The organism is Nostoc sp. DSM 114159, from assembly GCF_053470285.1.
Map to the genome: position 1 here is coordinate 5474232 of NZ_JBPFEH010000001.1, position 22321 is coordinate 5496552.

The 22321-nt window shown below is 39.2% G+C and carries 26 protein-coding genes and 1 pseudogene; 11 read left to right on the forward strand and 16 right to left on the reverse strand.

What is annotated here, in order from left to right; translation table 11 throughout:
- Positions 1-84 precede the first annotated feature (84 nt).
- Positions 85-969, forward strand: coding sequence for an Rpn family recombination-promoting nuclease/putative transposase (locus tag ACR5KR_RS22705; protein WP_448268101.1), 885 nt, complete (start codon positions 85-87; stop codon positions 967-969).
- A gap of 149 nt (positions 970-1118) precedes the next feature.
- Here the strand turns inward: ACR5KR_RS22705 and hypB are convergent, their stop codons facing one another.
- From hypB to ACR5KR_RS22740, 7 genes are all read right to left on the reverse strand, one after another.
- Positions 1119-1955, reverse strand: coding sequence for a hydrogenase nickel incorporation protein HypB (gene hypB, locus ACR5KR_RS22710; RefSeq protein ID WP_448268102.1), 837 nt, complete (start codon positions 1953-1955; stop codon positions 1119-1121).
- Positions 1946-2287 (reverse strand): hydrogenase maturation nickel metallochaperone HypA, encoded by a 342-nt coding sequence (hypA, locus tag ACR5KR_RS22715; RefSeq protein ID WP_445630376.1) that lies wholly within the window; start codon positions 2285-2287, stop codon positions 1946-1948. Before hypA ends, hypB begins: the two co-directional genes overlap by 10 nt.
- Positions 2288-2307: 20 nt before the next feature.
- On the reverse strand, positions 2308-3411 hold the full coding sequence (hypE, locus tag ACR5KR_RS22720) for a hydrogenase expression/formation protein HypE (protein ID WP_448268103.1): 1104 nt from the start codon (positions 3409-3411) through the stop codon (positions 2308-2310).
- Between the two features lie 58 nt (positions 3412-3469).
- The gene (hypD, locus tag ACR5KR_RS22725; protein WP_448268104.1) at positions 3470-4651 is read right to left on the reverse strand and encodes a hydrogenase formation protein HypD; all 1182 of its coding nucleotides are present in this window, start codon (positions 4649-4651) and stop codon (positions 3470-3472) included.
- A 129-nt stretch (positions 4652-4780) separates the two neighbouring features.
- Positions 4781-5038, reverse strand: a complete 258-nt coding sequence (locus tag ACR5KR_RS22730; RefSeq protein WP_448268105.1) for a HypC/HybG/HupF family hydrogenase formation chaperone — start codon at positions 5036-5038, stop codon at positions 4781-4783.
- 81 nt (positions 5039-5119) lie between these two features.
- A complete protein-coding gene (hypF, locus tag ACR5KR_RS22735) occupies positions 5120-7468 on the reverse strand; it encodes a carbamoyltransferase HypF (RefSeq protein WP_448268106.1) in 2349 nt (782 codons plus the stop codon).
- Complete coding sequence (locus ACR5KR_RS22740) at positions 7458-8672, reverse strand: hypothetical protein (RefSeq protein WP_448268107.1); 1215 nt, start codon at positions 8670-8672, stop codon at positions 7458-7460. Before ACR5KR_RS22740 ends, hypF begins: the two co-directional genes overlap by 11 nt.
- Before the next feature lie 208 nt (positions 8673-8880).
- Here ACR5KR_RS22740 and ACR5KR_RS22745 point away from each other — a divergent pair, with 208 nt between their 5' ends.
- On the forward strand, positions 8881-9102 hold the full coding sequence (locus tag ACR5KR_RS22745) for a hypothetical protein (protein ID WP_448268108.1): 222 nt from the start codon (positions 8881-8883) through the stop codon (positions 9100-9102).
- 161 nt (positions 9103-9263) lie between these two features.
- Here the strand turns inward: ACR5KR_RS22745 and ACR5KR_RS22750 are convergent, their stop codons facing one another.
- The 4 genes from ACR5KR_RS22750 to ACR5KR_RS22765 form a co-directional block, all read right to left on the reverse strand.
- The gene (locus tag ACR5KR_RS22750) at positions 9264-10109 is read right to left on the reverse strand and encodes a NifU family protein (RefSeq protein WP_448268109.1); all 846 of its coding nucleotides are present in this window, start codon (positions 10107-10109) and stop codon (positions 9264-9266) included.
- A gap of 63 nt (positions 10110-10172) precedes the next feature.
- Positions 10173-10397 (reverse strand): hypothetical protein, encoded by a 225-nt coding sequence (locus tag ACR5KR_RS22755; protein WP_445630368.1) that lies wholly within the window; start codon positions 10395-10397, stop codon positions 10173-10175.
- Positions 10398-10405: 8 nt separating this feature from the next.
- Positions 10406-10672, reverse strand: a complete 267-nt coding sequence (locus tag ACR5KR_RS22760) for a hypothetical protein (RefSeq protein WP_445630367.1) — start codon at positions 10670-10672, stop codon at positions 10406-10408.
- A gap of 206 nt (positions 10673-10878) precedes the next feature.
- Entirely contained in the window at positions 10879-11847 is a 969-nt protein-coding gene (locus ACR5KR_RS22765) for a hypothetical protein (RefSeq protein ID WP_445632044.1), read from the reverse strand.
- A gap of 470 nt (positions 11848-12317) precedes the next feature.
- On the opposite strand from ACR5KR_RS22765, the gene ACR5KR_RS22770 reads away from it, so the two are divergent.
- The 4 genes from ACR5KR_RS22770 to ACR5KR_RS22785 all read left to right on the forward strand — a co-directional run bounded on the left by ACR5KR_RS22770 (position 12318) and on the right by ACR5KR_RS22785 (position 16712).
- Positions 12318-13157 (forward strand): Rpn family recombination-promoting nuclease/putative transposase, encoded by an 840-nt coding sequence (locus tag ACR5KR_RS22770; protein ID WP_448268110.1) that lies wholly within the window; start codon positions 12318-12320, stop codon positions 13155-13157.
- A 93-nt stretch (positions 13158-13250) separates the two neighbouring features.
- Positions 13251-13448: a hypothetical protein gene (locus tag ACR5KR_RS22775; RefSeq protein WP_445630365.1), complete on the forward strand. Its 198-nt coding sequence runs from the start codon at positions 13251-13253 to the stop codon at positions 13446-13448.
- A gap of 440 nt (positions 13449-13888) precedes the next feature.
- Complete coding sequence (locus ACR5KR_RS22780) at positions 13889-14851, forward strand: NADH-quinone oxidoreductase subunit B family protein (RefSeq protein ID WP_448268111.1); 963 nt, start codon at positions 13889-13891, stop codon at positions 14849-14851.
- A 265-nt stretch (positions 14852-15116) separates the two neighbouring features.
- The gene (locus ACR5KR_RS22785) at positions 15117-16712 is read left to right on the forward strand and encodes a nickel-dependent hydrogenase large subunit (protein ID WP_448268112.1); all 1596 of its coding nucleotides are present in this window, start codon (positions 15117-15119) and stop codon (positions 16710-16712) included.
- 267 nt (positions 16713-16979) lie between these two features.
- Here ACR5KR_RS22785 and ACR5KR_RS22790 read toward each other — a convergent pair whose 3' ends face one another.
- On the reverse strand, positions 16980-17561 hold the full coding sequence (locus tag ACR5KR_RS22790) for a hypothetical protein (protein WP_448268113.1): 582 nt from the start codon (positions 17559-17561) through the stop codon (positions 16980-16982).
- A gap of 92 nt (positions 17562-17653) precedes the next feature.
- Complete coding sequence (locus ACR5KR_RS22795; protein WP_448268114.1) at positions 17654-17863, reverse strand: type II toxin-antitoxin system HicB family antitoxin; 210 nt, start codon at positions 17861-17863, stop codon at positions 17654-17656.
- Positions 17864-18095: 232 nt separating this feature from the next.
- Between ACR5KR_RS22795 and ACR5KR_RS22800 the strand changes: the two genes are divergently transcribed.
- The 5 genes and pseudogenes from ACR5KR_RS22800 (at position 18096) to ACR5KR_RS22820 (ending at position 20111) form a co-directional block, all read left to right on the forward strand.
- Positions 18096-18518, forward strand: coding sequence for a hypothetical protein (locus ACR5KR_RS22800; RefSeq protein WP_448268115.1), 423 nt, complete (start codon positions 18096-18098; stop codon positions 18516-18518).
- A 139-nt stretch (positions 18519-18657) separates the two neighbouring features.
- Positions 18658-18882 carry a DUF433 domain-containing protein gene (locus tag ACR5KR_RS22805; protein ID WP_445630360.1) on the forward strand — a complete coding sequence of 75 codons (225 nt, stop codon included), beginning with the start codon at positions 18658-18660 and terminating at the stop codon, positions 18880-18882.
- A gap of 2 nt (positions 18883-18884) precedes the next feature.
- Positions 18885-19244, forward strand: a complete 360-nt coding sequence (locus tag ACR5KR_RS22810; protein ID WP_445630359.1) for a DUF5615 family PIN-like protein — start codon at positions 18885-18887, stop codon at positions 19242-19244.
- 9 nt (positions 19245-19253) lie between these two features.
- Positions 19254-19613 (forward strand): annotated as a pseudogene (locus ACR5KR_RS22815) (XisI protein).
- Between the two features lie 18 nt (positions 19614-19631).
- Positions 19632-20111: a hydrogenase maturation protease gene (locus ACR5KR_RS22820; protein ID WP_445630358.1), complete on the forward strand. Its 480-nt coding sequence runs from the start codon at positions 19632-19634 to the stop codon at positions 20109-20111.
- 15 nt (positions 20112-20126) lie between these two features.
- On the opposite strand, the gene ACR5KR_RS22825 is transcribed toward ACR5KR_RS22820, so the two are convergent.
- The 3 genes from ACR5KR_RS22825 to ACR5KR_RS22835 are packed head-to-tail and all read right to left on the reverse strand — an operon-like array spanning position 20127 to position 22257.
- Positions 20127-20501: a hypothetical protein gene (locus tag ACR5KR_RS22825; protein WP_445630357.1), complete on the reverse strand. Its 375-nt coding sequence runs from the start codon at positions 20499-20501 to the stop codon at positions 20127-20129.
- An 18-nt stretch (positions 20502-20519) separates the two neighbouring features.
- Positions 20520-21806 (reverse strand): nitroreductase family protein, encoded by a 1287-nt coding sequence (locus ACR5KR_RS22830; RefSeq protein WP_448268116.1) that lies wholly within the window; start codon positions 21804-21806, stop codon positions 20520-20522.
- Entirely contained in the window at positions 21769-22257 is a 489-nt protein-coding gene (locus tag ACR5KR_RS22835; protein ID WP_448268117.1) for an ankyrin repeat domain-containing protein, read from the reverse strand. Before ACR5KR_RS22835 ends, ACR5KR_RS22830 begins: the two co-directional genes overlap by 38 nt.
- Positions 22258-22321: the final 64 nt, after the last annotated feature.

Below are 22321 nucleotides of genomic sequence, written 5' to 3' on the forward strand. Positions count from 1 at the left end.
GTACAAGTTTTGAATTTTGAATTGGTATCAGTGGTAGTCTAAATAAAAGTGCAATAGCGCTTATCTCAACGTACCTACTTGCTTATGTCCAAACCTGCTGATATCAGCACTAAACGCCTAATCAGTCTTGCACCCGATAACTGGGTAAAATGGGTAACACAAATTCCTGATGTTATTGTAGGTGAAATTCTCAACTCAGAATTTCAGTGGCTTAGTAGAGAAAGCGATGTACTTATCCGTGTCGAAAATCCGCAGTATGGAAAATTTCTAGTTATCAATGAATTACAACTGCGGTATAAACCGGAAATGCCACGACGGATGCGTGCTTATGCAGCTCTAGCTGAAGAAAAATATAATTTACCTACCTATCCGGTATTAATCAACATTCTTAAAGGAACTAATACAGAAATACCGACAAGTTATGCATCAAATGTTGCAGGTTTAAGAGCAACTCAAGATTATCGGGTGATTAACTTATGGGAAGTTGATGTAAATACTGTCTTTGAGACACCATTACCATCCTTAATTCCATTTGTACCCATCCTCAAAGGCGGTGAAAACGAGGTTGTAATTCGAGAAGCCTTGCAAATTCTGCGTCAGGATGAACAATTAAATCAACTTGAAACAGTTTTGGCTTTTTTTGCTACGTTTGTAATAGAGAGTGCCCTAGTCCAAGAAATCATGAGGTGGGATATGGCTGTGTTGCGTGAATCGCCTTGGTATCAAGAAATTTTACGTGAAGGAGAAGCACGCGGGGAAGCACGCGGGGAAGCACGCGGAGAAGCACGCGGACGACGAGAGGAATTATATTCAGGTATCGAATTGGCACTGGAGATTAAATTTGGGACTCCTGGCTTAGATTTAATGCCAATCATTTACCAAATCACAGATTTACAGCGATTAAAAGTGATTCAACAGGCTATCAAAACCTTAAATACAGTTGAGGAACTACAGCGAGTTTGTGATTGATTTATTGGTAAAAAAACTTGTGATTTTTTCACTTAGCCATTTATACCACAATACGCTTGGGTTAAAGCTAAAAACTAAAACTGGCGTAGCGCGATCGTCGCACTCTTTGCAACGAATATCCACCCCCAATCGCACCGCCAGTTCTAACCCTATGACAAGCTTGTTACCTTTTTAGTAAGCCACGCATACCACTTTTCTAACCCAGCACCAGTAGTTGCAGAAAGCTGAAAAATCTGAATTTGGGGATTTATTTGTTTAGCATATTCTATGCACTTTTGAACATCAAAATCTACATAAGGTAGCAAATCAATTTTAGTGAGAATCATAATGTCACTAGCACGGAAGATATGTGGATATTTTATTGGCTTATCTTCTCCCTCCGTGACTGAGAGAATAACGACTTTTGCCTGTTCTCCTAAATCAAATAAGGCTGGACAAACTAAATTTCCGACATTTTCAATCATCACAACTGAATTCAGTGGCGGATTCAATTGTTGTAAACCTCTTTCTATCATTGAGGCGTCTAAATGACAGCCTGTTCCGGTATTGATTTGGATGACTTTAGAACCTGTTTCTTTAATTTTTTTGGCATCGTTAGCTGTTTCTTGGTCGCCTTCAATAACACTAATAGATAATTGCTGCTTTAAATCATTGATTGTTTGCGTTAAAAGAGTTGTTTTCCCTGCACCGGGAGAACTCATTAAATTTAAGGCGAGAATATTTCGACCTTTAAACCATCCCCGATTTTGGGCAGCTAGTAGGTTATTTTTTGATAAAATCTCCTGTTCTAAAGATATGGTTGTGTTATGTATTTTGGCATGAATTTGAGGTGCTTCTATATGAGTGTCATGACTGTGGGAGTGAGTGATGACAGTACCATCTGGTAAAGTATGAGTATGATGATGGTGGTGATGTTCAGCTTCACCTGTTTCTAGATTGGTAATTTTAGTTTCGCCATCATCAGAACAACCGCAGGTTACACACATAATTCCTCGATTTCTATTTCTTTGATTTTAAGTTCTTCACCAGTAATTAAATCTAATTGCACGCTACCACAGTTACAGATTCTAAACGGTTTATCTAAATAAACTTCTGCACCGCATTGACGACATTTTGCTAAACCGGGGATTTCTAAAATTTCTAATTTTGCCCCTGCCAAAACTGTTCCTTGAGTGCAAATATCAAAACAAAATCGGATAGCATCTGGCATAATGGCTGAAAGTTTGCCGATTTCTAATAAAACTCGCTGCACTTTTGCGCCTTTGGCGTGTTCAGTCACAATTGCCACAATATTTTGGGTAATTCCAAGTTCGTGCATATTATAAAATCTATTAAAGATTAACAAATTCGTGGCAATTGGTCGCCTACTAACATATCAACAATCCTTTCAGCACCAAAAAGTGTTTTTAGTAATACGATACATGGGGGTGAAGAAATAACTTCGCCAATCATACAAGCATCTTTACCTGCTGGGTGGGATTTCATAGCTGATAAAACATTTTCAGCATTCTTTTTTGGAACCACCACAATTAACTTACCTTCATTTGCTAAATACAATGGGTCTAAACCGAGAATTTCGCAAACTCCGTTGACTTCTTCACGCACTGGGAGAGATTCTTCAAAGAGACGAATTCCCACATCGGAACTGAGGGCAAATTCATTTAGTACTGTAGCTAAACCACCGCGCGTAACATCTCGCATAGCATGAATTTGGGGACATCTATGGAGAATAGTTTCTACTAAACTATGTAACGGCTGACAATCACTTTCAATATTAGTTTCTAAAGCTAATTCTCCACGGGCAATTAAAATTGCTGTGCCATGATTGCCTATTTCACCATTAATTATTATTGCATCTCCGGGTTTAATATTATGAGCAGAAATGTTAACTCTTCGCGGAATGATACCAATCCCAGCAGTATTAATAAAGAGTTTATCGGCAGCACCACGATGTACAACTTTTGTGTCACCAGTGACAATTTGAACACCAGCATTTTTTGCGGCTGCGTTCATACTGGCTGCGACACGGCGCAAGGTTTCGACAGGTAATCCTTCTTCTAAAATTACACTACAAGTTAGATATAAAGGTTTTGCACCGCTGACAGCTAAATCATTAACTGTACCGTTGATGGCTAATTCTCCTATGTCACTACCGGGGAAAAATAACGGGTCTACAACATAAGAATCTGTTGTAAATGCAAGTCTGTCTCCTTGTTGCATGAGACTGGCTAAATTAAAACTGGCTTGGTCTTCTAGTTGTGAGAGAATTGGGTTATCAAAATTGCTGATAAAAATATCATCTATTAAATCGCGCATGGCTTTACCACCGCTGCCATGTGCGAGAGTTATATGAGTGTCTTGCACTTTAGTTTGGCGACGACGGACTTTTTCTATTTTTTGGAATAGGGGATTTTGGATTGGGTTTGTGGGGAAAATATTCATATTAAATTTTTTTTAAACGCAAAGGAACGCAGAGGGAAGCGCAGAGGTACGCTGAGTATTATAAGTCTGAGGAGAAGCCGCAGGCGGGGAGAGGTTCTTGAGTTATTTTTGGTTTTTGGGCGATTGTTCTTTTGGCTATTGTGGAGTGTCGCCCATATTTGTAATAGGCTGCACAAGCACCTTCGGAAGATACCATGCAAGTACCGATTGGTGTTTCTGGCGTGCAAGCTGTACCGAATACTTTGCACTCCCAAGGTTTTAAGACTCCTTTGAGGATTTCTCCACATTTACAAGCTTTATGGTCGGCTACTTTAAGATTAGGAATGGTAAATTTAAGTTCGGCATCAAATTGGGCATATTCAGGTTTGATTTGTAATCCTGAATAGGGTATGTCACCTAAGCCGCGCCAATCAAAACTATCTCGCACGGCGAAAACTTTATTTATGGCTTGCAGGGCTACTGTGTTCCCAGTTTGTTCTACAATTCGGTTATATTGGTTTTCGACTTCACAACGATTTTCTACTATCTGTTGCAATAGCATCCAAATTGATTGGAGAATATCTAAGGGTTCAAATCCTGAGACGACTATCGGCTTATTATATTGTTGGGAAATAAATTGGTATGGGTCACTGCCAATTACCATGCTGACATGGCCAGGGCCAACAAATCCATCTAGTTGTAAGTCAGGATTATCTAATAGCGCTTTGAGGGCGGGAATCACGAGGACGTGATTGGAAAACATACTAAAGTTAGGAATTTCTTCGGCGGCGGCTTGCAGAATGGTGAAGGCGGTGCTGGGGGCTGTGGTTTCAAAGCCTAATGCGAAGAAGACTACTTCTTTGTCGGGGTTGTCTCTGGCAATTTGTAGGCTATCTAGGGGAGAGTACACCATACGGATGTCTGCACCTTGTGCCCTGGCTTGCAGTAAAGTGGTTTTGGAACCGGGAACTCGCATGGCGTCGCCAAAGGTGGCAAAAATGACGTTATGATTTTGAGAGATTGCGATCGCATCATCTAATCTCCCTTTTGGCATAACGCATACTGGACAACCAGGCCCATGAATTAGTTCAATGGCTTGGGGTAAAATTTCTTCGATACCATATTTAAAAATGGAATGGGTATGTCCGCCGCATACTTCCATGATTTTGATGGTTTTTTTTAGTCGATGGCATAATTTAGCAATTTCGCGGTATAACGCTTTAGCTTTTTCCGGTTCGCGGAATTCGTCAACATATTTCATAGGAAGTGAGGAATAGTGAGTTTTATCTATCTGTTAATTTCGCTTTTTTGGTAGGAAGTTTTTTAACGAACCGCGTTTGTACAGAGTCTTTTAGAGAAGCCTCATCTAGATTTCAACCTCCTACCTTCTTCACGCACTAATCCCTGTTTTTGCTGCTAATTCTTGGAAAAGTTGTAATGTTTCTGCCGCTTCTTGTTCGTTAATTCGATTCATCGCAAAGCCAACATGTACTAGCACCCAATCACCAATACAAGCTTCGGGAGGATGTTGTTCATCTACGATACAAGCAATATTTACTTCGCGCTTAACACCACCAATGTTAACTAGGGCTAATTTATGGTTAACGTTGGTAATTTCTATAATTTGTCCGGGGATTCCTAAGCACATTTTTTGTTTTTTAAGAGAAATTAACCATAGACACGCGGAGAATACAAAGAGAATTATTTGTGAGAGAAATTTTTTCAAATATCAACACTCATGTATTAATTGTGCGGCTGCAATCACTGCTTGTCCTAAAGATAAGCCGCCGTCATTAGCTGGAACTAAGCTGTGAGTGAGTACATTTATTCCCAATGTTTGTAATTTTTTGGTAACTTGCTTTAACAATATACAATTTTGAAATACTCCTCCTGTTAAAGCTACCTGATTAATCAGATTCTCTTGACTAAGATGCTTAACCATTTCCACAATTGCATTGGCTAAACCTTGATGAAATTTGGCAGCTATAACTGCTTGGGGAATCTGCTGCTGTAAGTCATTTAGCAAGGCTTGCCACATTGGACGCGGGTCTATACAGTAAATACTATCTAAAAAGCCAAAATTAAAAGGGTAGATTAGCGTTTCTTTATCATTATTTAAGCTGCTAACATCTACTATAGCTTCAAGTGCGATCGTAGCCTGTCCTTCATAGCTACATTCATCTCTATAAATACCGATAGCTGCTGCCACTGCATCGAACAATCGCCCCACGGAAGACGCTGGAGGAGAGTTAATTCTTTTCTCTATAAGTTGATTTAGTAGTTTGAGTGGCTTATTTCTCAGAAATTTTACGATTTCTAAGTCAGAATACTTTTGTTCGCAATTATCCCAAAGATTAGCAGCTACTAATTGAGCATAAGTATTACGCCAAGGCTGATAAATAGCTTGTTCGCCACCAATCATTGCTACTGGTTTAAATGTTGCGAGTCGTTGAAATTTTCGGTAATCTGCTAAAAGAAATTCTCCACCCCAAAGTGTGCCATCGTCACCGTAGCCTAAACCATCTAAAGCAATACCTAATATTGGAGGTGAATCTAAAGGAATGCCATTTTCTACCATGCAAGCGGCAATGTGCGCGTGATGATGTTGAATTGGGTAAATTTTAATTTTATTTGTATCTACAAGTGATTTACCAAATTTGCTTGAAAGATATTCAGGGTGTTTATCAATGGCAATTATTTTTGGTTGATGCTCAAATAAATTTAAGTATAAATTTAAATTTTCTTGGTAAGCGTTGAAAGCCGCAGCATTTTCTAAATCTCCTAGATGTTGAGAGAGAATTGCTTCTTCTTCACGCAATAAGCAAAAGGTATTTTTTAACTCACTCCCCATTGCTAAAATTTGCGGGATTTTGTGAAATCCTGGTGGTAAACTAATTGATGCTGGTGCATATCCTCTGGCACGGCGAATTGTTTGAACTTTATCACCAAGAACACGCACAACCGAATCATCTACCCGATTAATAATTTCTCGATTGTGAAAGAGAAAATAATCAGCGATTTTCCCTAATTTTTCCCTTGCTTCGTCATTATCAATACATTGTGGTTCATCAGCAACATTGCCACTTGTTAAAATAATTGGGCGATTCATTCGCCGCAGAATTAAATGATGCAACGGTGTATAAGGTAGCATGAAACCAAGGGTATTTTGCCCTGATGCTACTGACGATGCTAATTGTTTTTTATCCGAAACTTGTAATAAAACAATTGGTGCAGCAGAACTTGTTAATAATTCTTTTTCTTTAGTGTTGACAATACAATATTGTTCAATTATTTCAATATCCCGTGCCATTAAAGCAAAGGGTTTATGATAGCGCTTTTTTCGCTGACGCAATTTTTGTACAACGGTTTTCTGTGTTGCATCGCAAGCCAGATGAATACCACCTAACCCCTTAATTGCCACAATCTCACCTTTTTGCAACAAGGTACAAACAGCATCGACATCATCCAACATCGAAAACATGGAAGCAGTAACCGATTTCCCATCAGCGCGTTCTAACCAAGCTGCGGGGCCGCAAACATGACAAGCTACAGGTTGGGCGTGAAAACGGCGATTTTCGACATCATGGTATTCCTTTCCACATTCTGAACACATGGCAAACGCAGACATACTGGTATTGCATCTGTCATAAGGAATGGCACGAATAATACTCAGGCGGGGGCCGCAATGAGTGCAATTAGTAAAGGGGTAGCGATAAAAGCGGCTAAAAGGGTCGAATATTTCTTGTTGACATTGCGGACAAGTGGCTGCATCAGGGGTAATTTCTGTTTTAATGGCATTATTGACACTACTAGAAATTACAAAATCATCAAATTTCAATTCACCTTCATAAGGAGTTCTAATTAATTGATTAATTCTTGCCAACGGTGGACATTCTATTCGCAATCTGGCTACAAATTTGGTTATTGCTTCCTCACTACCAGATACCCGAATTAATACACCTTCACCATCATTACAAACATCTCCATGCAAACCACAGGTTTTAGCCAGACGATATACAGTAGGGCGAAATCCTACTCCTTGAACAGTACCACGAACTCTAATTTCTTCAGTCGGCATAGTTAAACTGCCACAGCAAAATTCGGTTATTTCCAGAATCAGCTATCACTGCTGTATTACCGCAAATTTTTATCCCGTAACACCAATTTAAGCTATCTCGTTTAGGTAGTCCGAAATTACGATTTTCACCTTTATTTTGAAAATTTATTTGTCCTGCTAACCCATCTGCCACTACACCTTGCAGTGATAAAATTGATTCTGGCTTTCTCCATCCTAACAACCGGGAATTAGCTGTATCTGCAACTACTAACCAATCTCCAGCCACCCCCACACCATAAGGCATACTCAAACTACTAGCGCTAGGATAATAAACTCCTTGATTCATTTCCACAAAATCAAAGCTTTTTTGTCCTAAAACCACTGCACAAGGGGCATTATTTTCTGTTGGGATTCCCTGCCAAATCATCACTCGGTGATTACCTGCATCGCTGACAACCAAATTTTCTCCCCAAAGGGTGATATCGTGACACCAACGCATACTCGCTGCGGTTGGAGAAGCACCGCCGTTTTCATTGCGAGATACCATATCTGGTTGTCCCAAAACTAAATCAGCAGGTTGACCATTTTCTGTTGGTAATTGATGCCAAATTAATATCCTTCGATTACCAGTATCGGCAATAAATAGCTGCCCTTGATGATAGAAAACCCCATAAGGCCAGTGCATTGTACTGGCAGATGCTTGTTGACTTCCCCGATTTGGTTCATTATCAATAAAATTAGCTTGTCCTAAGACCAAATCTGCTGGAACATTGTTATCTTCTGGTAAATTTTTCCAAATTAAAACTCGATGATTCCAAGCATCTGCGACAGCTAACCCTTCGGCGCAAGCACAAATCCCTGTTGGTACATTTAAGGTTGTGCTTCCTGGTGTATTTTTAGCATTTTGTCCTTCATGATAGAAGTCAGGTTGTCCAATTACCCAATCAGCAGGTTGACTATCTATTGTGGGTAATTTTTTCCATCCTAATAATCGATGATGTCCTGTATCTGATACCCATAAAGGGCCATTTAATAACAAACAAGCACCACGAGGCCCAAACATCGTTGTGGGGCTAGGTGCTATAGGTATCACTAATTTTTGTGGTTCAATAATGTTACCTAAAATTACCTCTGCACCTTGAGATGAGAGAGGTAAATATTGAGAAATTTCTGTTGCTTCTAGCGGTAATTGTGATATGGGATTAATTATAATTGGGATATCCATGAACCGCAGATAGACGCTGATAATTATTTAAAAACATTAATGCTGATTAGCGTGTAACAACAGTAACAATTTTCCATGATGTTTTTATTTCAAATTAAGTTAAAATTTTTAAACAACTTTTATGTTAATCAATTTTAAAAACCTATTGCTAACCTAAAGTTGCTTTTGCTACATAGCGATATTTATAATGAATGCGCGATGTACTGAAATGAGAAAGCAATTAAGCATTTTGAGAAAGCATTTAGGCTTTTTGTTTGCTGAATCTACCGAAATGCTTGCTAAATTTACTGAAATGAGAAAGCAATCAGGCGTTTTGAGAAAGCATTTAGGCTTTTTGCTTGCTAAATTTACTGAAATGAGAAAGCAATCAAGCCTTTTGAGAAAGCATTTAGGCTTTTTGCTTTCTCAAAACACTAAAATGAATCATTGAATTGCTCAAATGAGAAACGATTCCGGTCTATTGAGAAAACATTTAGGCATTTTGCTTCCAACAAACACTAAAATGAATGCGCGAACTACTGAGATGAAAAGCAAATTAGCCGTGATTTTCTAATCGTCAAGTATATTTGCTGAGATGTTACTTTTACACGATCATTTTTGCAGTTTCACAAAAACCTTATCATCTTTAATTTTTACTGGATACGACTGAAGTGAAATATCAGGTGCAGTCAAACATTCACCTGTCTCCAACTTATATTGAAATCCGTGGGAAGGACAGGTAATAATACCATTTTCAACCTTACCCTTATCTAGTGTAGAACCTAAATGAGTGCAAGCATTACGGTAACATTTTACTGTAATACCTTGACGGTGTAAAATTAGAGAATTACCAGCAAGTTGTACTGGCAATACACTAAATTCAGGAATTTGCTCAATAGTCGCTACTTTGATCCAAGTAGAAGTTATTTTTGAAGAGAATGGACTAATTAAACCAAAACTTGCATTGTTAACAACAGGGTTATTATTGACCGCAACCACTCTGGTAATTTCGGGACAATGGTTTTTGATTGCTTGTTCTACTCCCTGAGATAAAGTTAAAGTAGAAGCCGGACAACTGCTGCAAGTTCCGATTAATCTGACTTCTACTGTATCTGGGGGCTTAATTGCTACTAGTTCTACATCCCCATTATGGCTTTTTAAACTTGGGCGAACTTCTTCAAGGGCTGTTTGAATTCGCTGTGCTAATGGTGGTTTTGGTGGTTTTACAAGTTCGTGATAAAGCAGCACTGCGTACACTACTTCATCAGTCACAGCATGACGCAAACCTGACATTGATTCTTGCTTGAGGCTTTTGATTAAACTAGTCAATGCTGCCTTATGCAAAGCTTCAATTGCCCTTTTTAGTCCAACTGCTACACACCGTTGGCTTTCATCCCACTCGGATATAATTGCCTCAAAGCGGTTAATTTCTCGAACTAATTCTTCAAGGTTTGTCATTAGTCATTAAGCATGGGGCATGGGGCATGGGGCATTGGTTATTCATAAATGAACAATGACAAATTACTTCATTTTGAAATCTTTGAGGAGAAATGGCATAATCAAGCCCGTCACGAGGCTAGATAATGTTATTGGTAAGTAGAAGGGAATGTCGATTTGTGCAAACAACACTAGCAGTAACGAACCTACAGCAGTAGCAATAGCAGTTCGTTGAACAAAATATATTGGATCGCGCAGTAATTTCCCTTTGAAAAATAACTTGGCAGAAAACCATCCAATTTCTAACATGTTTACTCCTAATAATTAGTCAATAAATTTAGGATTACAAACCCTAAGAGAATAGCAGGAATTACACCAGCAGGAGCAAATAATGCACCAAGCATTGCTGAAAACTGATAGCCGATATCTTTTCCAGCTAACAGCATTCCACCAATAGCACCACCAACCATAGACAAGGCTGCTGCTATAATTAACCACACGAATTCTGTTGCTAGATTCAAATCGCCATCTGCTAAACTTGTGAGGAAATTTATCAAATTTGGGTAAGTAACAATATCTCTCATGCTGGTTTTTTACTCATTGTTAAAGTCAAGAGTTCAATCTAGGGAGTTTGGTTTTTATACAATATATTTTGACCTCTCTCCAAACCTCTCTCCTAAAAGGAGAGAGGCTTTGAATCTTACTCCTCTTCCCTTGTAGGGAAGGGGCTGGGAATTAGGTCTGTATTGAACTAAACTGGAAAGCGTTATAGAACTATAATTCATCACTCCTAAGCTTTCATTTCGGCTTCTACATCTTGTAACGCTTGAACTACTACTTCTGCTTGTGCAATTTGTTGGTGTTCCGTAAATATTTCTAAAGCCTGTTGATAGTAGATACGCGCTTGCAAAAGATTTTGAGGATTACCAAGCTCTGGTTTTTCTGAGTCGTCTGGTAAGTTGAATAAAGCGTTGGCTTTGTTTGAAATTGTGTTAGCATACTCTAGAGGTGTATCTTGGAGATTACGCACTTTTAGCGCCTCATCATAAGCTGCGATCGCCCGCAAGTTATTCTCCACAGGATGGGAACTCACTAAATATTGCAATGCGTTACCCAAATTATTTTGTAACATCGCATATTCTCTAGGATGATCGATTAGATTAATATGCTTTAGTGCCACCTCAAATGATTGCACAGCTAAACCTTGACGCAAGTATTCCCGTTCTGATGCTAGGGGCATAGAAAGGTAAGCGATCGCAATATTGTTATACAAAATGGCGTATTCTTGGGGGTAATCTTCCCAAGTAAACACCCGCAAAGCCTCATGATAAGCTTGGATGCTGTCAGTTATCCGCGCCAAATTAAATGGTACTAGCGACTGCAACACCAAACCAAAATTCATCTGCGTTTCTGCCACTTCTTCTGGAGAAGCTAATTGTTGTAAAATCGGTAATGCCTCTTCATAACCGACTTTCGCTTGCATCAACAGTTGGTAATCAGCATCCGGTATTGCCTGTAATGTCCCCGCCATGCCCACTTTGGCCCTGGCTTTTAATAGGGGATACTCCTCACCACACATCTCATAGGCCCGGTAATATAACCCAACTGCATTTCGCAAGTCTTGGGCAGCTTTGGGCTTTTTTTGAAAACCCTGTGCGATTTCAATCAGCATTTGGATTTTTTCCTCTGCTGAGGCTGACTCTGAAGCAACAGCTGCTACCGCAGCCTTCACCGCCGAATCTGTAATGCTGGGGGTCATAACTCTGCCGTACTCTAGCCAATTGGGAATTGAGTCTGTTAACACCCATGAATAATCGAAACGCGCGATCGCATTTCATCACGGGCCATACTGATTTACGCAGGCTTCGAGTCCTTTAGGCGGAATTCCCCTTTTGTATCTGAGGCTAGGGCTAATAATGAAGGATTAGGAAAAGATTTGATTCCATGTCCAATATCCAATACCCCATGCCCAATCAATTTTTTTACTATAAAACACCCTATTTCTAAAATTCTAGGGGGAAATTGCTAATATTAATGTCAGTTTTAAACACCTAATATTTTCAAAATACTTTTTGTATCATCACTTGACACAATCCGAATATTCTTTATTGAATTGTTGACATACTTATATGCACTATCTTACCAGCTAATTTTTGTATACTCTAAAAATTTGCCACGCGATCGCCGAAGTGTAAAATATATTTATCAACGACTGTAAAACCAGCTACCTTGAAAACAGACAGTATTTTCTATCGGCTCTTTCAAAGTATTCCCACTACTTTCTTTGAACTGATTAACCAACCGCCGCAACTAGCTAGTGTTTACCAATTTTCTTCAGTCGAAGTCAAACAACTAGCCTTTAGAATCGATGGCGTTTTCCTCCCAAATGCAGCAGAACTACCCATTTATTTTGCCGAAGTGCAATTTCAATCAGATAAAAAGTTTTATTCACGTTTATTTACCGAAATCTTTAATTATCTTGACAAAACCGAATTAACCAATAATTGGCGTGGTGTTGTTATCTACCCCAACCGCAGCGTTGATACTGGAGATACCGAGAGATATACAGAACTACTCAACTCACAACGAGTAACTCGCGTCTATCTTGACGAATTAAGCTCAATTGAAGCATCATCAATCGGCATAGAGACAGTTAAACTCATCATCGAACCCGAATCAACTGCGACAACAAGAGCTATCGAAATAGTCAACATTGCCCGACAGCAAATTCCAGATGTCACTACTATTAGGGAAATAATACAATTAATAGAGACGATATTAATCTACAAGTTGCCGCGATTGAGCCAGGAGGAAATTGGAAAAATGTTTGGATTAAATGAGTTAAAACAAACTAGATTTTACCAAGATGTTTTTGCAGAAGGTAAACAAGAAGGTATACAAGAAGGTAGGCAAGAAGGTAGACAAGAAGGTAGGCAAGAAGGTAAGTTAGAAGGTAAGTTAGAAGCCATACCTCAGTTATTAGGGTTGGGTTTAAGTATTGAGCAGATAGCTCAAGCGTTGGGTTTGGACGAACAAGTTATTAGGCAAGCTGCACAACCAAAATCCTAAAATAATAGAGTGCGCAAAGGATTAACTGTGCGTTTAATAGAGACGATATCAATCTATAAGTTGCCGCGATTGAGCCAGGAGGAGATTGGAAAAATGTTTGGATTAAATGAGTTAAAACAAACTAGATTTTACCAAGATGTTTTTGCAGAAGGTATACAAGAAGGCAAGCAAGAAGGTAAATTAGAAGCCATACCCCAGTTATTAGCGTTTGGTTTCAGTATTGAGCAGATAGCTCAAGCGTTGGGTTTGGACGAACAAGTTGTTAGGCAAGCTGCACAACCGAAATCCTAAAACAACTGATATATAGTTGATGGGGCGCAAAGTTTAGCGCCTCTATTTTTGGCTCATTTATTACGTGAAAATTTGATGAATTAAAATACTCATTACCTCACGCGCATTAACAGTTTACAGGAATTGTTAATCATTACAAAGTTTTGTCAGTAATAAATTAAGCAAATTGAGTTTGTTGAATGTAAACATTTAAAAATAAGAGGTAGTGTTTATTTTTACTATTTTGCATTTGTAAAATGTGTCACATATATAACAAACGTAGTTCTTGAAAGAATCTTGAGTAAATTTAATTTATGGTTAATGATTAATTCTTTTTTAATGAACGATAATTCAATAAAAAATATCTTACCATTGAAAAATAAATATTGATAAACAGGTGAGACTTTACAAGCATTATCACCTACATCATGCATGGGAAACAATAGAAAAACGCATAGCCGATGACTAACGTACTATGGCTACAGGGTGGTGCTTGTTCGGGTAACACCATGTCATTTCTCAACGCTGAAGAACCGACAGTTTGCGATTTAATTGCCGACTTTGGTATCAATATACTTTGGCATCCTTCCTTGGGGCTGGAACTAGGCAACGATTTGCAAACACTGCTACGAAATTGTATTTCTGGCACAATTCCTTTAGATATCTTGGTATTTGAAGGCAGCGTTGTTAATGCCCCCAACGGTACTGGTGAATGGAATCGGTTTGCCGATCGCGCCATGAAAGATTGGTTAGCAGACCTCGCCAAAGTTGCTAAATTTATCGTCGCGGTGGGAGACTGTGCCACATGGGGGGGAATTCCTGCTATGTCACCCAACCCCAGCGAATCGGAAGGTTTGCAATTTCTCAAGCGTCAAGAAGGCGGCTTTTTAGGGAAAGATTTCGTATCACAAGCCGGATTACCTGTAATTAATATACCTGGATGTCCCGCCCATCCAGACTGGATTACGCAGATATTAGTTGCGATCGCTACTGGACGCATAGCAGATATTGCCCTGGATGAACTAAATCGTCCCCAAACCTTTTTCAACACCTATACCCAAACAGGTTGTACCCGCAACGTCCATTTTGCCTACAAAGCATCAACCGCCGAATTTGGTCAGCGCAAAGGTTGCTTATTTTATGACTTGGGTTGTCGCGGCCCCATGACCCATTCCTCCTGCAACCGCATCTTATGGAACCGCGTCTCCTCCAAAACTCGCGCTGGAATGCCTTGTTTAGGTTGCACCGAACCAGAATTTCCCTTCTTTGACCTCAAACCAGGAACCGTATTTAAAACCCAAACAGTGATGGGAGTTCCCAAAGAATTACCGCCAGGGGTGAACAAAAAAGAATACGCCTTACTGACAATGGTTGCAAAAGATGCAGCACCACCTTGGGCAGAAGAAGACTTTTTTACAGTTTAGTCATTAGTCATTAGTCCTTTGTCATTAGTCATTAGTCATTAGTCCTTTGTGATTTGACTAATGACTATAACCTTTCACACTTCTCTATACCTCTCAACGAGAAATCAAGGGTTTCGACTATTTTGCAGTGAGGCGAGTGAATAATTACCAATCACAAATAACAAAGGACAAAGGACAAATGACAAATACTTCTCTACGAGAGGCTGCGCCAACGACTTCGCTCAGTACAAGTGACAAATGACCAATGACAAAGGACAAATAACAAATGGGAATTCAATCATTAGATATATCGCCCGTTGGTAGAGTTGAAGGCGATTTAGATGTCCGAGTCGATATTGAACATGGACGGGTAGTCAACGCCTGGACACACGCCGAACTTTTCCGAGGATTTGAAGTTATCCTCCGCGGTAAAGACCCCCAAGCCGGATTAATTGTCACACCTCGCATTTGCGGAATTTGTGGCGGTTCTCACTTAACTTGTGCATCTTGGGCATTAGATACAGCTTGGGAAACAGAAGTTCCCCGCAATGCAATTTTGGCGAGAAATCTCGGACAAATTGTCGAGACAATTCAAAGCATTCCCCGCTACTTTTATGGTTTGTTTGCCATTGATTTAACCAATAAAAAATACCGTCATAGCCGCTATTATGAGGAAGCTACCAGACGCTTTGCTGCTTTCACAGGTAAATCTTATGAATTAGGCATCACAATTTCTGCTAAACCCGTAGAAATTTATGCACTATTGGGCGGACAATGGCCTCACAGCAGTTATATGGTTCCTGGTGGTGTGATGTGCGCCCCTACTCTTACAGATATTACCCGTGCTTGGGCGCTTCTCGAATATTTCCGCACCAATTGGTTAGAACCAGTGTGGTTAGGTTGTTCTTTAGAACGCTACGAACAAATCCAAACTTATGATGACTTCAGAGATTGGTTAGATGAAAACCGCAATCATCGAGATTCCGACTTAGGTTTTTATTGGCGGATGGGTTTAGATATCGGTTTAGATAGATATGGCGCTGGTGTTGGGAAATATGTGACTTGGGGATATTTAGCCCATGAAGATAAATACCAAAAGCCGACTATCGAAGGACGAAATGCGGCGATGATTATGAAAAGTGGAGTGTACGACAGCTTCGCAGACACTCACGTTTTAATGGATCAGTCATTTACCCGCGAGAATACAACTCGCTCTTGGTACGATGAAGGGACAGCAGATATTCACCCTAGCGATCGCAATACTAAACCCACTGCCAATAATACAAAGGACTTCGATAACGCCTACTCTTGGGCAAGTGCAGTCCTGCACAAAGACTTCGGACGTTTGGAAGCTGGCCCTTTAGCGCGTCAGTTAGTAGCTGGTGGTAAACATGGCGAATCTTGGCAACACTACGACGGCTTTATCCTCGATGTCTTCAAACGGATGGGCGGCCCTAGTATTCATGTGCGTCAGCTAGCACGACTTCACGAAATTGTCAAGTTATATCGGCAAGCCGAACACTGTTTGCGCGAATTCAAATTAAACGACCCTTGGTATATCAAACCCACAGAAAAAGATGGCAAGGGTTGGGGTGCAACGGAAGCGGCGCGGGGTTCTTTGTGTCACTGGGTAGAAGTAGAGGGCGGTAAAATTAAAAATTACCAAGTGATTGCCCCAGGTACTTGGAATATTGGCCCTCGTGACGGCGAAGGAATCCGCGGCCCCATTGAAGAAGCGTTAATTGGCACACCCATTTACGATTCTAGCGATCCGGTGGAAGTTGGTCATGTGGCGCGATCGTTTGATTCATGTTTGGTGTGTACAGTTCACGCCCATGATGCGAAGACTGGTGAAGAGTTAGCGCGTTTTCGGACTGCTTAGAGAATGTAATAGCTAATGGCTGATTATTATTTGGTTAGTCATTAGCTCATCACTATTGCATTTGTTGAAACTCTAACAGCATAATCTCATGCTTTAGAACTGCCATAAAGCGGTAATAATCATACTAGACGTATGATGTAAATATAAATAGTTGGTATACTATTTTACATATCTTTCAACATCAAAACACTTTCACAATTCTTTAAGTCTAGAAATACGTCACGTTGAACGGTTCCTATTTCGTGATGTCATACAGTTATTAAATGTTTAATGGAGCCAAAAAAGAATTCTAATTTCTCTGGGATTTCCTAACTTAAGTAATTCTTGAATAAAGTAGTCTACACAACCCACGTATTCTCGATAACTCTCTACCCATGTAACTTCAGTTGTATTGTCTTTTTTCGTCATATAAATAAGTTCATCGTCTGGTAAATCATCTGGAAAAGGAGCCAAACTAGAGAACAAAGAGGCATACTGATGATTTACATAACCCTTACATGGCGGAAATTTTCTATCCCAATCATAGTCAATAATCTCTTGAACCATAAACCAAGTAAAGTGGTGTTCTATTCCGAGACGATCATTTTCAAAATAATCCTTATAAATAACATTCATGTCTTCAGGTAATCCACGCGGTTCCGAAACTGGAACTATTTTCTCTGTATGCCAGTGATAGTAGCTAAGAGAGTAATGATAATAACCGACAAGAGCAGCGTATAGTTCGTATGGTGTACCGAGTCTCAGGCAACACACTGGTATTCTTTTGCCTTTTGACCACTTTGCTTCAGGGATTGGCTCCCATTGATTATTTCTCCAAATTTCTGCGTAAAGGCTGCTTGTTGTACTCATATTCCTCAAGTAGCGTCTGCTAGAAACGATCGCACAAAATAAATAACCACCACAGGCAATCGCTGTTTTAGAACAGGAACATTACTCATAGTCTACTGAACTACAATCTTTTGTATACCTACAAACCCTGTCTCGATCGCCAGATCCTCGTCCTCCAGAAGCATCTCAATAACTTCATGCAAATTTTCCTGCAATTCATCCAAGGTTTCACCTTGAGAATGCGCTCCAGGAAAGCCAGGGACATAGCCGACATAGAACTTAGTATCAGGATCTCTTTCAGCGATCGCAGTAAAAGTTTTCATATCACAATCATCAACAACGCTCACTTACAGCTTACTAGATCGGTCATTTACCTGAGTGATTGTCCAAAAGATAAATTTGGGCAAAATGAGGGAAAAATAACCTATGCCCAATGCCCTATTCCCAATGCCTCATATTCAAAACTCGTAGCGTAACACACTAAAACTTATAGAAATAGTGCGTTAGGCTTGCCTTAATTCACTTCAACAAAACAGAAATTTACAAGGTAAGCTTGTGTCTGATTTAGCGCTACATAATTATCTCCCTCGCGTTCCCGATGCAGCATTGCAAGAATACATAAAATGGTGTGTTTTAGAGCAAGCTCAAGCCGCAGAATGTAACTTTACTCCAGACAGAAGTAAGTTAGATAATTTGCCACCAGAAGAGTACGTTCCTAAACTTGTCGATCAGTTCATGAAAGTTAAACCAGACCCTATTAAAGCCGGTTTGGTAGCTGCGATCGCTGGCAAAGAAGCTGACAAACATAATTTATCCGGTTTAGCGATCGCTGCTGATTTTGTATCTCTTTATGTCAAGTATTTAATTCCTAAAGAAGGAAGTACTAAAGAACAGGCTGAAGAGATATTAACTCAAGCATCACAACATCAGTATGAGAAACTGACTGAAATTGCCAAGCAACATGGTGTAGCTTTATAGTTTCCTGCTGATAAATTATTTTTCAGAGGCTTTGTCTATCCCATCATTCAAAGCCTCGTATTTTGCAGATTATGGCAAAAACTCGAAATAATCAATTTTATTTTATAATTTAGGAAACATATTATTAGTTTATAATTATATGGACAGAATCGTAGTTAATTCTCAGATTCATTTCGGTAAACCTTGCATCGCAGGAACACGCATCACTGTACAAAGCATTCTTGAACTGCTCAATGACGGACTCTCATTTGAAGAAATTATCCAAGACTACTATCCAGACCTAAAAATTGAGGATATTCGTGCTTGCTTAGGATACGCGATCGCTCTAGTTGCAGCCGAAGACATTCGCCTAGTATCTATTTGAGCATGAGATTATTACTAGATCAAGATGTGTATGCGGTAACAGCAAGATTTCTAGTTGATACCGGACATGATGTAGTTCTTGTTGCTCAGATTGGTCTTTCGCAAGCAAGTGATGAAGAAATACTTAGAACAGCACAGGAACAGAACCGTATTCTCATCACGCGAGATAGAGATTATGGAAATCTTGTTTTTGTTCGAGCAATGGGATCTGGAGTCATCTATCTCCGAATCCTACCTACAACTGTGAATAAAGTTCATAACGAACTAATACGAGTTATAGAAACTTACTCGGAAGTCGAATTGGTAGGCGCATTTGTAGTTATAGAACCAGATGGACACAGGTTTAGAAAAGTATCTTTGTAAAAGTTTCAAATGGATAAACTAAGTAACTACAGAAATATTATTAAAAATATTCTCATAGAATATGACCGCATCTGCAATAGCTCGCCTGATGAGGACTTAGAAAGCCTTTTAGCACTCGATAATGAACGCGATCGATATCTATGGTTTCAGATTGGCTAGCAAAAAAATCGCCGAATTAAAGGTATTACTGTACATATTCGGATTAAAAATAACAAAATTTGGATTGAAGAAGATTGGACTGAAGAAGGTATTGCCACTGACTTATTAAACGCCGGCGTTCCTCAAAGTGATATTGTGTTAGCCTTTCATCCTCCGAGCGATGCCTACGGCGGTAAACTACGCGCTTTAACTAAATTTGCAACTAATTAAACAATTAAATCTCATCCCATGCTCACTATTATCGGTTGTGGCAATCTAAATCGCAGTGACGACGCTGTAGGCGTAATCATCGCCCAACGCTTACAAAAATATCTAGCTGAAAACCCCAATCCTAAAGTGCGTGTTTATGATTGTGGCACCGCAGGGATGGAAGTAATGTTTCAAGCTAGAGGTAGTAAACAATTAGTAATTATTGATGCAAGTTCAACTGGTTCTGAACCGGGTGCTGTGTTTAAAGTTCCAGGAAAAGAACTGGAAGCAATGCCCGAACCTAGTTATAACTTGCACGATTTTCGTTGGGATAATGCTTTAGCCGCCGGACGGAAAATCTTTCAAAATGACTTTCCCGAAGATGTGACAGTTTATTTAATTGAGGCTGCAAATCTTTCTTTGGGACTAGAGTTAAGCCCTGCTATCAAACATTCTGCTGATTTAGTTTTTGAAGAGGTAGCTGCACTCATCAGCCAAAATAATGAGCAGAAATTTTAAACTCCTAACTATTTTTTAAGCCCAATCCCGATAAACAGAAAGTTCATCTACTCTCATCTCAAAAGGTACACCTTGACTTTCTGGCGGACAAACACGAATTTTAGCACTGCTAACAATTCCATATAGCAATGTCCCCATTGGCACAATTTTTTGCAAAACCCGCCAATTAATAACTTGATCTGGACATTCAATTACTAATGTTAGAGCATTGGCGTGGGTTGTGACATACCAGCGACAATCAGACAGAAGATTTTGAATTGTGCGATCGCAAGCGTCATAAAAGTATCTACTAATAGAATCCTCTAGCTGCTGCCGCAGTATAATATCTGCCGATGTCGGTTGTATTGGATGTGAGTCATCATTATTAAAGTAATACATATTTCTAACCATCTCTGTTTCACTTCCTGCTTATATTCCAATCACCATTCCATAAAGTACATCTTTATTTGTTTCTAAGAATTCCTGGGTTTCATCATCATAATAAGCACCAATACCACTACACTGAATACCCAAATAATTACTAGTTAAATAAAGCCTATGTCCAAGAAAACCAGCTATTTGCATAGCAGTTTGATAGTTTAAATAATGTGACACAAAAAATAAAGTTACAGCGCCATCTCTAGCAATAGCTTGATTAATACATAAGTAACCTGTCTTTTCACTAAAGTTACCTGCTTTAACCAGATACGTACCTTTATATAACCCAGGTGTCATTCCTTCTACTCGATGCACCACTGAGTAAATTTCTATCTCCTCATAGTTTTCTGTCGGTATTGACTGCTGAAGTTGTTGCACTACATATAAATAATCTTCTTGAGAAATAGCCTCTTTCCGGAAACGTCTAATAGAACGTCTATTCCAAACAACTTGATAAAATTTATCCCGATCAAAGTCAAATTGAGGATACTCTAACTTCTGCTGGCGACTCTTTTGTAGAGCAGTTGCTTGATAAGCATCTTCAATCAATTGATTGGATTCAAAATAATCAGTACCGCAGACAAAAGGAACTTTCAGCCTTAAGCGTCTGATTTTCTTGTCTTGTACTTCTCCTGACACCGCACAAGCAGTGATAAACTCCTTATTCTCAAATCCTAAATCCGAATTGAGAGTAAGTTTATCAAAGTCAAAAACTAGTTGTATATCTCGGTTGTGGAGAAAAGCTGAAGCGGCAACTGCACCTAAATGGTGTCCGCTATCTAAGAAGCAATATCTTATGCTCCTGTTTTGATATTTCCAGCTAGACCTATAATAAACACAACTAATTAAAAAGATGAATCCGTTGATACATTTACCAGGTATAATATAATTCTCTAACCCATCATCAATTAATTCATAGATGAGAGTTAGACAATTATTCTCAACTTCTAGATGGTATATACCATTTACTATTCCCTCAATGCCGCGAACCTGTACATAAACTTCTGTAGGATACAGAGCGCCTGCTGATGGATTTACTCGCAGTTTTAATGGGCCATCTTTATATACTTTTTCTAGTGTTATCGCACTGGTTAATGAGATAAAAGAGTGAACAGGATTATTGAGATTTAATTTCACTCTCCGATAAAACTTGGGATAAACTTTAAATGAAGATGGCTGTGTTGAAGCATCTACATAATTTGGATCGAGTTGTACCGATAAGTAAGAATGCTTGGTAGCGTCATGATAAGCTTTGCCCGATATCTGACTTGATGGCATTTTTAATTATCCTCAAAACTTCTACGTTGCTAGCAAAATCTATTGCTTTATAATCATCTAAGTTTTTTAAATATAAATTAGGATGATGTTGTAAAAGTAACTTTACGACTTCTGTCTTTCCGGCTGATGCTGCGTACATTAAAACAGTTGCACCGTTATCATTTTGGTTATTAATGTCAATGTTGTGAGCCAACAGTAAATTAATCAAATTGTAGTGATTACCAAAACAAGCAAACCACAAAGCATTGTTGCGATCGCTATTTCGAGCATTGATATTCGCACCGGCATCAATTAATTCTTTAACGACTGTATAAACTCCTTCTCTTGTCGCTTTCATCAAAGCTGTATCGCCATTTTCACCCGGCTGATTTAAATGATTAAGATTATAGCCTTTTTCTATTAACCATTGGGTTGTTGCTTCACTCAAATTTTGACTGTTGGTTCGATTCATAACTACTCCTAAGTTAACTTTTTTACTAATATAAATTTGCTTGGCAAATAGAATGGTGAGCAAT